General features: G+C 66.8%; 13 protein-coding genes. 3 read left to right on the top strand and 10 right to left on the bottom strand.

All coding sequences use genetic code 11. From position 1 onward, the window contains the following. Positions 1-20 precede the first annotated feature (20 nt). Positions 21-2,123 carry an NAD-dependent DNA ligase LigA gene (gene ligA, locus AC0QDI_RS13990; protein WP_474669130.1) on the top strand — a complete coding sequence of 701 codons (2,103 nt, stop codon included), beginning with the start codon at positions 21-23 and terminating at the stop codon, positions 2,121-2,123. A 267-nt stretch (positions 2,124-2,390) separates the two neighbouring features. On the opposite strand, the gene AC0QDI_RS13985 is transcribed toward ligA, so the two are convergent. From AC0QDI_RS13985 to AC0QDI_RS13965, 5 genes are all read right to left on the bottom strand, one after another. Continuing rightward, the gene (locus tag AC0QDI_RS13985; RefSeq protein ID WP_474669128.1) at positions 2,391-2,576 is read right to left on the bottom strand and encodes a multidrug transporter; all 186 of its coding nucleotides are present in this window, start codon (positions 2,574-2,576) and stop codon (positions 2,391-2,393) included. 57 nt (positions 2,577-2,633) lie between these two features. Next, on the bottom strand, positions 2,634-3,638 hold the full coding sequence (locus AC0QDI_RS13980) for an ArsA family ATPase (protein ID WP_474669126.1): 1,005 nt from the start codon (positions 3,636-3,638) through the stop codon (positions 2,634-2,636). A 100-nt stretch (positions 3,639-3,738) separates the two neighbouring features. Continuing rightward, entirely contained in the window at positions 3,739-4,698 is a 960-nt protein-coding gene (locus tag AC0QDI_RS13975; RefSeq protein WP_474669124.1) for an ABC transporter permease, read from the bottom strand. Beyond that, positions 4,695-5,627: an ABC transporter ATP-binding protein gene (locus AC0QDI_RS13970; protein ID WP_474669122.1), complete on the bottom strand. Its 933-nt coding sequence runs from the start codon at positions 5,625-5,627 to the stop codon at positions 4,695-4,697. Before AC0QDI_RS13970 ends, AC0QDI_RS13975 begins: the two co-directional genes overlap by 4 nt. A gap of 119 nt (positions 5,628-5,746) precedes the next feature. Continuing rightward, positions 5,747-6,016: a DUF7967 family protein gene (locus tag AC0QDI_RS13965; RefSeq protein WP_474669120.1), complete on the bottom strand. Its 270-nt coding sequence runs from the start codon at positions 6,014-6,016 to the stop codon at positions 5,747-5,749. A gap of 169 nt (positions 6,017-6,185) precedes the next feature. Here AC0QDI_RS13965 and AC0QDI_RS13960 point away from each other — a divergent pair, with 169 nt between their 5' ends. After that, positions 6,186-6,944, top strand: a complete 759-nt coding sequence (locus AC0QDI_RS13960; protein ID WP_474669118.1) for a hypothetical protein — start codon at positions 6,186-6,188, stop codon at positions 6,942-6,944. 26 nt (positions 6,945-6,970) lie between these two features. Further along, complete coding sequence (locus AC0QDI_RS13955; protein ID WP_474669116.1) at positions 6,971-8,752, top strand: excinuclease ABC subunit C; 1,782 nt, start codon at positions 6,971-6,973, stop codon at positions 8,750-8,752. Positions 8,753-8,928: 176 nt separating this feature from the next. Here AC0QDI_RS13955 and AC0QDI_RS13950 read toward each other — a convergent pair whose 3' ends face one another. The 5 genes from AC0QDI_RS13950 to AC0QDI_RS13930 all read right to left on the bottom strand — a co-directional run bounded on the left by AC0QDI_RS13950 (position 8,929) and on the right by AC0QDI_RS13930 (position 13,298). Continuing rightward, complete coding sequence (locus tag AC0QDI_RS13950; protein WP_474669114.1) at positions 8,929-10,155, bottom strand: putative manganese transporter; 1,227 nt, start codon at positions 10,153-10,155, stop codon at positions 8,929-8,931. A gap of 246 nt (positions 10,156-10,401) precedes the next feature. Then, positions 10,402-11,724 carry an NrfD/PsrC family molybdoenzyme membrane anchor subunit gene (gene nrfD / locus AC0QDI_RS13945; protein ID WP_474669248.1) on the bottom strand — a complete coding sequence of 441 codons (1,323 nt, stop codon included), beginning with the start codon at positions 11,722-11,724 and terminating at the stop codon, positions 10,402-10,404. A gap of 100 nt (positions 11,725-11,824) precedes the next feature. Then, the gene (locus tag AC0QDI_RS13940; protein WP_474669112.1) at positions 11,825-12,307 is read right to left on the bottom strand and encodes an N-acetyltransferase family protein; all 483 of its coding nucleotides are present in this window, start codon (positions 12,305-12,307) and stop codon (positions 11,825-11,827) included. Between the two features lie 99 nt (positions 12,308-12,406). Beyond that, entirely contained in the window at positions 12,407-12,883 is a 477-nt protein-coding gene (locus AC0QDI_RS13935; RefSeq protein WP_474669110.1) for an N-acetyltransferase family protein, read from the bottom strand. A gap of 118 nt (positions 12,884-13,001) precedes the next feature. Next, the gene (locus tag AC0QDI_RS13930; RefSeq protein WP_474669108.1) at positions 13,002-13,298 is read right to left on the bottom strand and encodes an SUI1 family translation initiation factor; all 297 of its coding nucleotides are present in this window, start codon (positions 13,296-13,298) and stop codon (positions 13,002-13,004) included. Positions 13,299-13,371 lie beyond the last annotated feature (73 nt).

Genomic DNA, 13,371 nt, shown 5'->3' with positions numbered 1-13,371 from the left:
GCGGCTACCCTCGAGCAAGAATGCCAGTCGCCGACGAGGACGCGAACGAAGACAACCCCTACCTCCGGGATCCCCCCAACGACTTCGCGCCGATCGAAGAGCTCTCGGAGGAGGAGGCCCGCGAGCAGGTGGAACTGCTCCGCGAGGCAATCCGCGAGCACGACCGCCGGTACTACGTCGAGAGCGAACCGCTGATCGCCGACCGGACCTACGACGCGCTCTTTTCCCGGCTGCGCGATCTCGAGGACGCGTTCGACCTCTCCCATCCCGACAGCCCCACCCGAAGCGTCGGCGGCGAGCCGATGGAGGCGTTCGAGACGGTCGAACACGTCGAACCGATGCTCTCGATCGACCAGAGCGGCGAGCCGGCGGACGTGCGGGACTTCGGCGATCGCGTGCAGCGAGAGTTGCGTGCCAGCGGGCACGCAGGCGACGTACAGTACGTCTGCGAACCCAAGTTCGACGGCGTCTCGATGGAGTTCGTCTACGAGGAGGGCAGCCTCGAGCGCGCCGTCACCCGCGGCGACGGCCGCGAAGGGGACGACGTCACGCGCAACGCCCGTACGATCGGCTCCGTTCCGCAGCAACTCCACGGGAATCACCCCGAGTTTCTCGCGGTCCGGGGCGAGGTTTACATGCCCAAGGACGCGTTTCAGGCGCACAACCGCGAGCGCATCGAGCGCGGCGAGGAGCCCTTCGCCAACCCGCGGAACGCGACCGCCGGCACGATCCGCCAGCTCGATCCGACCGTCGTCGCCGAACGCCCGCTCGCGGTCTTTTACTTCGACGTGCTCGCGGCCAGCGAACTCGAGGACACCCACCGAGGCGAGCTCGAGCGCTTCCCCGAGTTCGGCCTGCGGGTGAACGACCGCGTCGAAGTCGTCGACGACATCGAGGACGCGATCGAGTACCGCGACCGCCTGCTCGAGGCCCGCGACGACCTGGACTACGAGATCGACGGCGTCGTGATCAAAGTGGACGATCGAGACGCCCGCGAGGAACTCGGGCAGACGGCGCGCCACGACCGCTGGGCCTTCGCCTACAAGTTCCCCGCCCGCGCGGAGGTGACGCCGATCGTCGACGTCGCGCTGCAGGTCGGTCGGACCGGGCGACTGACGCCCGTCGCCTTGCTCGAGCCGGTCGACGTCGGCGGCGTCACGGTGTCGCGGGCGAGCCTGCACAACCCCGAGGAGATCGCCGAGAAGAACGTCAACGTCGGCGACACGGTCCGCGTCCAGCGCGCTGGCGACGTGATCCCCTACGTCGAGGAGGTCGTCGAGAAGGACAGCGAGGGACACTACGAGATGCCCGACGCGTGCCCCGTCTGCGACAGCCCCGTCGAGCGCGACGGGCCGATCGCCTTCTGTACCGGCGGGCTGGGCTGTGACGCCCAGCTCCGACGATCGATCGAGTACTACGCCGGCGACGACGGTCTCGACCTCGAGGGTCTCGGCGAAAAGAGCGTCCGCCAGCTCGTCGACGCCGGCCTGCTCGCGTCCGTCGCGGACCTCTACGAACTCGAGCGTGAGGATCTGCTGGCGCTCGAGGGGTGGGGCGAGACCAGCGCAGAGAACCTGCTCGCGGAGATCGAGGCCAGTCGCGAGCCGCCCCTTTCCGACTTCATCTCCGCGCTCGGCATTCCGCTCATCGGCCCGGCGACGGCCCGGGAGCTCGCTCGCGAGTTCGGCACCTTCGACGCGTTTCGCGAGGTCGCGGAAACCGACCACGAGCGACTCGAGGACGTCGACGAAATCGGCGACACCGTCGCCGAGACGATACGCGACTTTTTCACGAGCGAAGCGAACGCTGCCGTCGTCGACGGCGTGCTCGAGCACGTCTCCCCGCAGCAAGTCGACGTCGACACCGGCGGCGACGAGCTCGCGGGACTGACCTTCGTCTTCACGGGCTCGCTCGAGGAGATGACCAGAGGCGACGCGCAGGAACTCGTCGAGACCCACGGCGCGAACGCGACGGGAAGCGTCTCCGGCAATACGGACTACCTCGTCGCCGGCGACAATCCAGGCGCGACGAAGCAGGAGGACGCCCGAGACGAGGACGTGCCGATCCTCGACGAGTCCGACTTCCAGGCACTGCTCGAGGAGGAAGGAGTCGACCTCGGGTAGTTGCTCGGGATGAGGCGCGAGCACTCCGAGAGACTCACTCTCGGTCCGTTTCCAGATCGACCATCCATCATGCGGTGGCGCGCGCTGTAGTGCGGTGAGTCGACGACGAACCGCACTGCGAACTCGTGCGAGGGATGAGCGAGGGAAGAATGACCGAGCGAATCGGTTGGGGAGGGTGTGGTGATTCCCTGTTGCCAGCGTAAGCAGAACGCTTCCTGTAGATGTCCCACCCAACGGCGAGAGAAAATTCTGAGAAAACGACTCTGATTACCGACGAGTGAGAACCACGAAGACTGCGATCACGGCGACGACGACGCCGATAATCGTCGGGATGAGCTGTCCGGAGCCCCACCCCCAGCCTAGCACCTGCGTACCGACGATCGCCACGAGCGCGACGGCCGCGCCGATCGCCGTGACAAGCGGGGACGAGTTCCGACCGAGCGAGAGTGCCATAGTCGTGTGTAGACCGTCTGACACCATAGGTCTGGTGGCGAAAACCACTGTGATCGCTCAGGTCGGCAGCCGCTCGGCGATCACCGCCAGCGACTCCCCGCCCTGCACCTCACCTTCGAGGTCAGGCAGCGTCACCACCTCGAGCCCCGGAAACGTCTCGCGGATCTCCGCGAGCCGTTCCTCGTGACGAGTTCGTCGCGACTCACAGCGCGGACAGCCCTCGTGAGGGTCCTCGAGCACCCGATTCACCACCAGCCGCTCGACCGACACGCCGGCTTCGCGAAGCCGCGCGACGAGCCGTTCGGACTCCGCGATGGCCATCGCCTCCGGAATCAGAACGACCCGAAACTCGGTGCGCTCGGGATCGGTCAGCAGTTCGCGTGCGCGCTCGAGGCGGGCCTGAAACGCCGCGAGGCTCTCGTCCTCGTCGTCGCTCCGCCCGCCGAGCATGGACATCGGCCCGAGCACCGCCGTCCGAGCCGCCGACCCGATCCGGCGGGCCTGCCCGCGAAGCGAACGGGCCGTCTCGAGCGCGCGTCCCATGGCCCCGGGCATGTCGAACAGCCGCAGGGTGTGGCCCGTCGGCGCGGTGTCGAAGACGACGACGTCCCACTCGCCCGAATCGACGTACTCGACCAGCAAATCGAGCGCCGCGATCTCGTCGCTGCCGGCCGGCGCGCCCCCGGCGAAGAGTTCCTCGACCTCCGAATCAGAGAGGCTGATTCCGGCGCTGCGCAGGTCCGCCGCCAGCGCTCGCGCCAGTTTCTCGTAGCGCTCTCGCTGCGTTTCGGGATCGATCTCGACGACCCACAGGCCCCCCGATCGGTCGACCTCGGGCTCGAGTGGCGCGGCCGTCTCGGTACCCTCACGTAGAGCGGGCATCTCGAGTTCGGTCGGCTCCGATCCGATATCGGCCTCGAACGAGTCGGCCAGCGAGTGAGCGGGGTCGGTCGAGACGACGAGCGTCCGCAAACCGGAAGCGGCAAGCGAGAGCCCGGTCGCCGCGGCGCAGGTCGTCTTGCCGACGCCGCCCTTCCCGCCGTAGCAGATGCAGTCGGTCATAGCGGCGCGTACCACGGCCGCTGTCGTAAACGGATACCCCGGACAGAAAAGCACTCGAGCGTTCCGTAAACGGCACTCAGGCCGCCAGCTCTGGTCTCGACTAGATGTCGACGCGATCGAACCGGTAGAGCGCGATAGCGATCGGGACGACGATCCAGAACAGCAAGATGACGAAGGCGAACCAGTCCTGCAAGTAGAACGGGATTCCGTCGGGATAGGCGGCCTCCTGAAATGCCGTGCCGAGTTCGTCCCCCGAGAGCGCACTAAAGATAGTAATCGTGTTCGCATAGGCGGTTCCCGGATCGATCATGTTGATGAACTGCGCCCAGTTCGGCAACCGAGTTATTTCGAACGGTTGGCTGCCCGGACCGGACACGGTGTAGGTGACGCCCTCGAAGTAGCCTCGGTTCATCAGAAGCCGTAGCGCCTGCTGGATGGAGTTCCAGATGATGTAAAACAGGACGAACACGCCGAACATCGCCGCACCGGCCATCGTCGTCGAACGGGTCAGCGACGAGAGCGAGACGGCGATGCTCATGTACGCGAGCGCGTAGAGAATCGTCATCGCGAGGAAGCCGATGTACGCCGGGAACGAGAACTCCGAAACCGCGAACGCGACGGCGACCATCGCGATGAGGAAGCCGATGAGTAACGAAAGCGTGAGCACGGCCGTCCGACCGATCAGCTTCCCGAGGAGGACGTCCTTCCGAGAGTGGGGCAGCGACAGCAGGACCTTGATGCTCCCGCTCTCGCGTTCGCCAGCGATCGATTTCCAGCCGAGCACGAGCGCGATCAGCGGGATGATCAGCTTGTTCACCTGACTGATCGTGCTAATGAAGTTGAGGGTGGTGAAGTTGTCCGGATTCGCCCACGAGAGGAAGCCGGCCAGGGCTGCCATTAAAACGAAGAAAAAGACGCTCAGGCCCCAGAACAGCCACGAGCGAACCGCGTCCTGGAAGTCCTTCTTCGCGACCGCGCGGACGCTCTCGAGGTTGATCGTACTCGAGGGCGATCCGTCCGAATCCACGGACCCCGTTCCGGTACCCGTATCGGTGCTCATCGCGCGTGCACCTCCGTCCCGGCGTCGGTCGTGTACGACTGGAAGACGTCCTCGAGCGACGCTTCGGTCGTCTCGAAGTCCCGGATCTCGATGCCGCGGTCCTCGAGCGCGGAGAGGACGGCCGTCTTGGAGCCGTCGACGGCGACGACGACCGTCGGCGGGTTCTGCCCCTCGACGGTGGCGTTACTGACATCGGGCAGCGAGCGGACCGCCTGCAGCGCGTCGTCGTCGATCCGATCGACGGTGACGCGGAGCGTCGTCCCGCCTTCGACGGAGTCGCGCAGCCCCTCGACGGAGTCGACGGCGACCATCTCGCCGTCCCGGAGGATGCCGACGCGGTCGCAGACCGCCTCGACTTGCTCCATGATGTGACTCGAGAAGAAGACGGTCGCCCCGCGAGCGTTCTCCTCGCGGACGATTTCGCGCATCTCGCGGGCTCCGTTCGGGTCGAGACCGGTCGAGGGCTCGTCCAGGATCAGGAGGTCGGGCTCGCCGACCAGCGCCATCGCGAGCATGAGCCGCTGGGCCATCCCTTTCGAGTAGCCGCCGGCCTTCCTGTCGAGCGCATCGACGAGGCCGACGCGCTCGAGCAGCGCCTCGGGGTCGTCGTCGGCGTTTTTCGAGTCGATCGCGAACTCGAGGTGCTGGCGGGCGGTCAGCCGGTCGTACAACTCGACGCCCTCGGGGAGGACGCCGGTTCGTTGTCGGATGTCTCGGCTGTACCGTTGGGCGTCCATTCCGAGAACGCTGACCTCGCCAGCCGTCGGGCGGGCGAAGTCCAGAACGATGTTGATCGTCGTCGACTTCCCGGCGCCGTTGGGGCCGAGGAATCCGAACACCTCGCCCTCTTCGACCCGGAAGGAGAGGTCATCGAGTGCGACGGTTTGACCAAACGACTTGGTCAGGTCGTCGACTGTGATAGCGGGCATGGCAAAGTGGTCGTAGCGTTGCCCGATAAGGTTTGTGACATCACCGTTACAGGTGTATTCAACGGTTATCGGCCGTTACGCGCCGATATCATCGATCTAAATGTGAAGGATTATCATGCCTATATCGGGTCGTCGGGCTCGTGCTGTTCGACGGTCCGTTCGACCTCCGTAGCGTAGCGTTCGCGGGTCGCCTCGTCGGCGACCGGCTCGAGTTCGTCTTCCGGAATTTCCGCGGCCGCGGTGACCGCCGACCCGGTTCGCAGCGATGTCGCGGATCGCTCCCGTTGCTGGTAGCGCGAGCCGTCGGGCGTCGCGTAGACGATCGTCACGAGGTTGCGGTCGTCGAACGTTCGTTCGACGAGCCAGCACCGAACCATCGAGTCACTCATACGCGTCGGGTTGTCGGCCGAGCACCGAGAAAGTACCGTGTCGAACCCGCCCCGACGGATTCGATCGCCGTCTGACGGCATCGGATCCGTCCCGAAGGCGCGCCCTACTCGCGCGAACGGGCACCGACGTACTTGGGGGTCGACGGTGGAGCAGTGATGGCGATCGCCGATGCCCGAGACCCGAAGCGAGCGCGTCGCGCAGTGGCGCGAGCACGTCGACGAGCTGTGTGACGACGGAGAGAGCGTCGAACGGCGCGTCGACCTCGAGAACGCGACGGTCGTCGTCACGAACCGTCGCGTCATGACGTTCGTCCCGGACGCGGACGGGCCGGGGTTTCACCACGCCGAGCGGCCGAACGTCGGGACCGTGAGCGTCGAAACGGCCGACCGGCTCGGCCGGCTCGGCTGGGGAATCGTCGCCGCCTTCGTCGGCGTCGGGCTGCTCGAGACGGCGAGGGCCGTCGCGTTCGTCGATTTCGCGCCATCGGTCGGACTCCAGAACACCGGCTCGCTCCCGGGAGCGAACGCCATCGCGCGCCTCGTCGACGGCGCGCTCTCGGCGATCGAAACGGCGCTTCTGGTGCTCGACTGGGCCGTTCTCCTGAGCGGCGGCGGCGCGCTGGCCGTCGCCGCCGCCCTCGTCTGGCGCTACGTCCGCTCGCGTTCGCGCCGGCTCGTCCTCCGGGTGCGCGGCGGGACCGATCTCGTCGTTCCCGTCAGCCGGGCCGATCTCGAGACCGGTCTGATCGGCGAGATCGAGACCGCGATTCGACCGAAAGCGGGCTCAGCGTCGGCGTCGACGCTCGAGGGGAACGCCGATACCAACGGCGGGCGCGGCGAGGGGCTGCGGGACGATCCGCGCGATGACGAGCGGGGGCGGACGGACCGACCCGACGCGGAGTGGTTCGGGGACGAGGAGTCAGGCTAAAACCTCCTGACTCCGTAGGGCGGCCGATGAACGCCGACGCGGTTCGCGAGCGCGCCGGATCGTTGCCCCGAGAGCCCGGCGTCTACCAGTTCCGGGCGGACGGAACCACCCTCTACGTCGGGAAGGCGGTCGATCTCCGCAGTCGGGTCCGATCCTACGCCGACCCCCGCAGCGCGCGGATCCGCCGGATGGTCGACCGCGCCGGCGAGATCGAGATCGCCGTCACCGACACCGAGACGCAGGCATTGCTGCTCGAGGCGAACCTGATCAAGCGCCACCAGCCCCGGTACAACGTCCGGCTCAAGGACGACAAGTCGTATCCGATGGTCCAGCTGACGGCCCACGACGCGCCGCGGATCGAGATCACGCGAGATCCGGACGGCGAGGTGCAAAGCGCCGCGAACGGAGCCGCGACCGTTTTCGGCCCCTACACCAGCAAGAAACAGGTCGAGACGGTCGTGAAAGCGCTGCGGGAGACGTACGGCGTGCGGGGCTGCTCGGATCACAAGTACGCGGGCCGCGACCGGCCGTGTCTGGATTACGAGATGGGGCTCTGCACCGCGCCCTGCACCCGCGAGATCGACCTCGAGAGCTACGCCCAAGACGTTACCGCCGTCGAACGCTTCCTCGAGGGCGAGACCGGCGTCCTCGCGGATCCGCTCCGCCGGGAGATGGAAGCCGCCGCCGAGGAGCGAAACTTCGAGCGCGCGGCGAACCTGCGGGACCGACTCGAGACCGTCGAGGCCTTCCACGGCGAGGGCGGGGAGGCGATCCAGTCGGTCGGTGACGAGCGGGGCGTCGACGTGCTCGGCGTCGCCATCGAGGGCGAGGACGCGACCGTCGCCCGGCTGCGCGCGGAGCACGGCAAATTGATCGAGCGGGACCGGCACACGCTCGAGGCGCCCGGCTCCGCGGGGGTCGAGGCCGACGGCGAGGCTGACGGCGTCTCCACTGTTCTGGCCGCTTTCATCGTCCAATACTACGCCGAACGCGAGCTTCCGGACGCCCTCCTGTTGCCCGAACGCCACGGCGACGACGAGGTCGCGGCCTGGCTCGAGGCCGAGGGTGTCTCCGTCCGCGTCCCGGGTGCGGGCCGGGAGGCCAAACTCGTCGAACTCGCGCTGAAGAACGCCCGGCGCAACGTGGGCCGTCGCGACGAGTGTGGCATGCTCGCGGACGCCCTCGAAATCGACTCGGCCCGGCGGATCGAGGGCTTCGACGTGAGCCACGCCCAGGGGAAAGCGGCGGTCGGCAGCGACGTCACCTTCGTCGACGGGAGCGCCGAGAAGGCCGACTACCGGCGAAAGAAGTTGACCGACCAGAACGACGACTACGACAACATGCGAGCCCTGCTCGAGTGGCGCGCCAGCCGCGCCGTCGAGGACCGCGACGACCGGCCCGACCCCGATCTGTTGCTGATCGACGGCGGGAAGGGACAGCTCGAAGCCGCCCGCGACGCGCTCGAGGCGGTCGGCTGGGACGTTCCGGCGGTCGCGCTGGCGAAGGCCGAGGAACGCGTGGTCACGCCCCATCGGTCGTTCTCGTGGCCGAGCGACGCGCCGCACCTGCACCTCCTCCAGCGCGTGCGGGACGAGGCCCACCGCTTCGCCGTGCAGTACCACCAGACGGTTCGCGACGAAGTCAAAACGGTGCTCGACGACGTGCAGGGGGTCGGCCCCGAAACCCGAAAACGGCTTCTGGGACGGTTCGGCAGCGTCGAGAACGTTCGGGGCGCGAGCCTCGAGGACCTCCGGAGCGTCGAGGGAATCGGCGAGAAGACGGCCGAGACGATTAAATCGCGGCTCTAACAGGGGAAGAGGCCGTATGGAAGAATTGGTCTCGCACTACTCGCAACGACCTCGCACAGCGTTATCGACTGTCTTCGCTATCGATCAACCAGCCCTCAGCGTGTGCCACCGCATATTGGTTCCTCGGTCCGGAGTAATACAGAGTATGTCAGTGGCTGGCTGTTACCCGTAGCCGGTCACAGCACGCCGAAACCGAACTCTGCCATCCCGAAAACCGGCCCCCACAGGAAGTGGAGCGCGACGCCGACGACGACCGCGGGCAGGAAGTTGTAGATCGTGGCGACGATGGCCGCTTTGGCGTCGACGGCCAGTAACGGGAACAGGGCGTCGCCGTCCTGGGCGATCGCGTTGGCCGACAACGCCGAAAAGGGCAGTCCGCCCTCGGCGTAGACGCTCGCGAGCAGAATCTGGGGGCCACAGCCGGGGATCAGCCCGACGACGGCGCCGCCGATCGGTGCGAGGACGCCCGCCGCCGCGGCGAGGGTCGCGATGTTCGCCCCGCTGAAGAGGACGAAGTACTCGTAGACGAGGAAGGCCACGAGCACCCAGACGGTGACGAAACTCGTCTCCATCGCCGCGTGGGTGAGCGTGTCGTAGACGGAGCCGAAGGAGTCTCGAGCCCGGGCGATCTCCCCCTCGCCGACGTAGTGTCGGCCGACGGCGTAGAGGTACAGCGACAGGACCGCGCCGACGATGCCGACGACGGTGAACAGTCCGTCGAAACCGAGGTCGGCGACCAGCGCGACCTCGGGGCCGCCGCGGAGCAGGTAGATCGTCCCGAGGACGAGCCCCGAGATGGCGGCTCCCCACCAGAAGACGTGCGCGAGGTGCGAGAGCGGGGTGAGGACTCGGGAGTGACGATCCGGGCCCGACTCGTGGGAGTGGGTGGGTGCCGGGCCGCCGTAATCGTGGGTGGGGTTGGGTCCGACGCCGCCGTTGACCACGGTGCCGCCGTCGGGCGTCGCGGCGGGCGAGAGCCGCGCGACGGCGGCGTCGACCCGCGAGACGCCCAGCCCGACCTCGTCGACGAGGTAGCCGGTCGCGACGGAGGCCGCGAAGGCGATGGCGTAGGCGTAGATCGCTGCCTCGGGTGCGAGCGCGAGGATGACGAACGCCGAGTCGCCCGCAGTCGCACCGAGGGTCGCGACGACGGTCCCGAAGCTGACCGTCCCGCGGACGTACAGCGGCATGACGACGATCGCGCCGCCACAGCCGGGGGTTAGCCCCAGGAGTCCGCCGAACAAAACCTGCAGTCGTTCGTTCCCTTCTATCGCGCCGATGACGGCCCCGTCGGTCGCGTACTGGAGCAGTCCGAAGGCCAGCACCGTTACCGCGACGAACGCGCTCACCTGAACGTAGCCGTCCCGGAGCGATGCGAGGAGGACCTCGAGCAGCTCATTCACGATGTTTCACCCGCGCTTTGGGAATAGGCGAACCAAAGATTAGATCCATCTAAAAATGGGTTTAGTGCCGTTGGATAAATAGTTGCTGGTGGCCGTTGCCGGCCGCCCGCGGACGTCCTCGACGGCTCGCTCGCGTCTCTCTCTCGCGTTTCACGGCCGTCCGTCCCGTCCCACAACCGTCTGCTCTCGATCCCGTTTCCACGAGCGACCGGAAGCGATCGCTCCTGCTCGCGTCGTCACTCGGTCCTACTCGTTCTCGTGGTCCTCGCGCAGGTGTTCGATCGCGTGGAGTTCGACCACGGGGAATATTTTGGCGATGGTGAGGAAGAACAGACAGACCATGCCGATGGTCCCGAAGATCGACGCGATCTCGATCAGGCTCGGCACGTAGACGCCCGGGACGGCCGCGTAGATGTCGAACGTCGGGTGCAGGAATCCTTCGACGACGAACAGCACCTTCTCGAGGATCGTCGCGGTGAGGACGGCGAGGCCGGCGACGACGGCGCGTCGCTTGGTGAACAGCGTCGGCCGGAGCGTCTGGGCGAAGATGTACGTCAGGGTCAGGAAGACCAGCGACATCGAGGTGAGGTAGATGGGGTTGGTCGCTCTGGCCAGGGCAGCGACGGTCAGGTCGACCGGGGCCGTGAACAGCCCGGTGATGTTCTGCTGGAGCTGTAGCCACAGGAAGAGCAGACAGAAAAAGCCCAGCCAGAGGAGCAGTCCGCGGAAGATGTCGTCGGTGAAGATGTGGTCCCAGTCGTAGGCGTAGCGAAACGAGTAGGCGAGGATGATCACGCCGCTGATGGCCGACGTGAGCGCGATGGTGAGAAACTGCGGCCCCTGCACGCCGCCGAACCAGGTCGGCATCGTGGGGATCACCGCGAACAGCCACGGAATGACGCCGCCGTGGAGCAAGAGCGGAGCCATGATGATGATCGCGAGCGCGAGCCACCAGACCATGCGCTGGACGATCCGATCTTCCGTCTCGGTGTAGCCGATCGTCACGAGCCGGTAGATCGGATCGAGACGGTCCGGGAGTTGGTCGCGCAACCTGCTGACGTCGTACCGCAGGGTGAGCGCGAGATAGGTCGCCGTCAACACGAAGTAGGCCGTGATGACGGTCACGTCCCACACCAGCGGCGAGGCGTGGACCGTGACGTGGTAGTGGCCGATGACGCTCGTGACCATCCGATCCGGCCGGCCGAGGTGGACGATGATGTAAAAGCCCGCCGCGGACAGTCCGGCGAGAGTCAGCAACTCGGCGAGTCGAGCGACCGGCATGTAGCGATCCATCCCCAGCAGGCGGACCGCGGCCGAGAGGATGATCCCGCCGTGGGCGATGCCGACCCACCAGATGAACGCGCCGATGTAGATCCCCCACGTGACACCGCCCCCGCTCCCCCAGTCACCGAGCGCGGTGACGACCAGCCCCTGCTGCAGCTGGTAGGCCCAGCCGACGAGGAAGGCGAGAAGCGCCAGTCCCGCCACGGCGACCATCACGAAGTACGTTCTCGAGGTCGTCCCGATCGGCCGCAGGATGTCGGACTTGCTCGGCGTTTTCGTCCCCATCGTGCTACGGTGGACCACACCAGCGCCTCACTTGCGTCCGTGCGGTGCATTTGCAAGGTCTCGGTGCGATCGGGTTCAGCCGCTTCGTCGCCGTCGCGCGCTACAGCTCGAGCGTGTAGACCACTTCCCGTCGCCGCTCGCCGCCGATTTCGACCTCGTCCTCGTCGGTCGGTTCGAACCCGTGGGTCTCGTAGAACTCCCGGCCGCCCTCGTTCGAGGCGAGGTCGATCGCGCGCATTCGCTTCATGTTGAAGTCTCGCAGGTCCTCGCGCAGCCGCTCGTACAGCGCGGTCCCGATCCCCTCGTTTTGATGGTTCGGGTGGACGGACAGTCGCAGGACGTCGCCCTCGTCCTCGGTGACGACGCCGTGGGCGAAGCCGACGATTTCCCCGTCTCGTTCCGCGACGAGGAAGGCGGTGCCGGACTTCGATAACGCCGTCTCGAGGGCCTCGTCGCCGTACCACTCGTCGATGGTCCGATCGACCGTCTCCGCCTCGAGTTCGTCGTACGTCTCGTGCCACGTCTCCCGGGCGACGGTCCTGATCCGCTCGCGGTCGTCTCGGTTCGCAGGTCTGATCTCCATACCGTGTGCGACGACACCGAGTACCAAAGTGATTGCACCGTCTCAGGCAGGTGGTGTCTGTGGACGGCGATCGTGGATACACTCCGCGACGGTTGGCGGTTACAACTCGAGCGAGTAGACGGCTTCCGGGTAGGACTCGCCGTCTATCTCGACCTCGCCCTCGTCGGTCTGCTCGAAGCCCAGTCCCTCGTAGAACGCCCGGCTGGTGTCGTTGAACGCGAAGTCGAACGAGCGAACCCGCTCGGCGTCGCGGGACTCGAGTTCCGACATCAGGCGCTCGTGGAGCTCCGCCCCGATTCCCTCGCCCTGGTGGTCCGGGTGGACGTACATGCGGAGGATGTCGGCCGTCTCGCCCTGCGCGACCGCGTGGGTGAAGCCGACGAGGTCGCCGTCCGTTTCCGCGACGAGGACGACCGTTCCGGGTGCCTCGAGCGGCATCGTGTCGTCGGTGTACCAGTCGTCGACGGTCCGGTCGATCATGTCGGCCTCGAGTTCGTCGTAGGTGTCGTGCCAGGTGGCGCGGGCGACGGCCGTGATCGCCTCGAAGTCGTCTGCCGTCGCGGGTCGAACGTTCATACCTCATCATCGAACGTGGGACATAAATAATACGCTGCCGCGGGACGACCGCGCCGACGGAACCGCGACTCGGCTCCCGCGAAACGCACGGGTATAGCGGAGCCGCTCCCGGCGGGGGTCACTCCCGAACGTCGAACCCTCGGTCCCGAAGCAGGTCCGGGACGCGGTCGCGGTGGTCGCCCTGCAGTTCGATGCGGCCCTCGTCGACCGTTCCGCCCGTCCCGAGCGAACTCTTGAGGTCCGAGGCGGTCGATCGGATCTCCGACTCCGGGAGATCGAACCCTTCGATGATCGTCACCGGCTTGTCGTAGCGCCGGCTCTCCGTCCGCAGCGACAGCACCTGCTGGGAGGTCTCGAGGTCGCCCTGACTGTCGAGTTCGTCGAGCAGGTCGTCGATGTCGTCGTTGTCTGCCATATCCTCACATGGAACGTGTGCGAGGATAGCCCTGTCCTTGCCTTCGCAACGGTCGAGGGCTCGAGGATCCGAC

The sequence above is a fragment of the Natrinema sp. LJW11 genome, from assembly GCF_056135975.1.
Note: the sequence above shows the minus strand (reverse complement) of the source record. Positions and strands in the feature narration are given on the sequence as shown.

What these genes read in the sequence shown, in the direction of transcription:
- AC0QDI_RS13930 (WP_474669108.1), bottom strand. Translation starts at nt 13,298, where the DNA reads ATGGCAGACAACGACGACATCGACGACCTGCTCGACGAACTCGACAGT.
- AC0QDI_RS13940 (WP_474669112.1), bottom strand. Translation starts at nt 12,307, where the DNA reads ATGGAGATCAGACCTGCGAACCGAGACGACCGCGAGCGGATCAGGACC.
- AC0QDI_RS13975 (WP_474669124.1), bottom strand. Translation starts at nt 4,698, where the DNA reads ATGAGCACCGATACGGGTACCGGAACGGGGTCCGTGGATTCGGACGGA.
- AC0QDI_RS13955 (WP_474669116.1), top strand. Translation starts at nt 6,971, where the DNA reads ATGAACGCCGACGCGGTTCGCGAGCGCGCCGGATCGTTGCCCCGAGAG.
- AC0QDI_RS13935 (WP_474669110.1), bottom strand. Translation starts at nt 12,883, where the DNA reads ATGAACGTTCGACCCGCGACGGCAGACGACTTCGAGGCGATCACGGCC.
- AC0QDI_RS13960 (WP_474669118.1), top strand. Translation starts at nt 6,186, where the DNA reads ATGCCCGAGACCCGAAGCGAGCGCGTCGCGCAGTGGCGCGAGCACGTC.
- AC0QDI_RS13965 (WP_474669120.1), bottom strand. Translation starts at nt 6,016, where the DNA reads ATGAGTGACTCGATGGTTCGGTGCTGGCTCGTCGAACGAACGTTCGAC.
- AC0QDI_RS13985 (WP_474669128.1), bottom strand. Translation starts at nt 2,576, where the DNA reads ATGGCACTCTCGCTCGGTCGGAACTCGTCCCCGCTTGTCACGGCGATC.
- AC0QDI_RS13980 (WP_474669126.1), bottom strand. Translation starts at nt 3,638, where the DNA reads ATGACCGACTGCATCTGCTACGGCGGGAAGGGCGGCGTCGGCAAGACG.
- nrfD (WP_474669248.1), bottom strand. Translation starts at nt 11,724, where the DNA reads ATGGGGACGAAAACGCCGAGCAAGTCCGACATCCTGCGGCCGATCGGG.
- ligA (WP_474669130.1), top strand. Translation starts at nt 21, where the DNA reads ATGCCAGTCGCCGACGAGGACGCGAACGAAGACAACCCCTACCTCCGG.
- AC0QDI_RS13970 (WP_474669122.1), bottom strand. Translation starts at nt 5,627, where the DNA reads ATGCCCGCTATCACAGTCGACGACCTGACCAAGTCGTTTGGTCAAACC.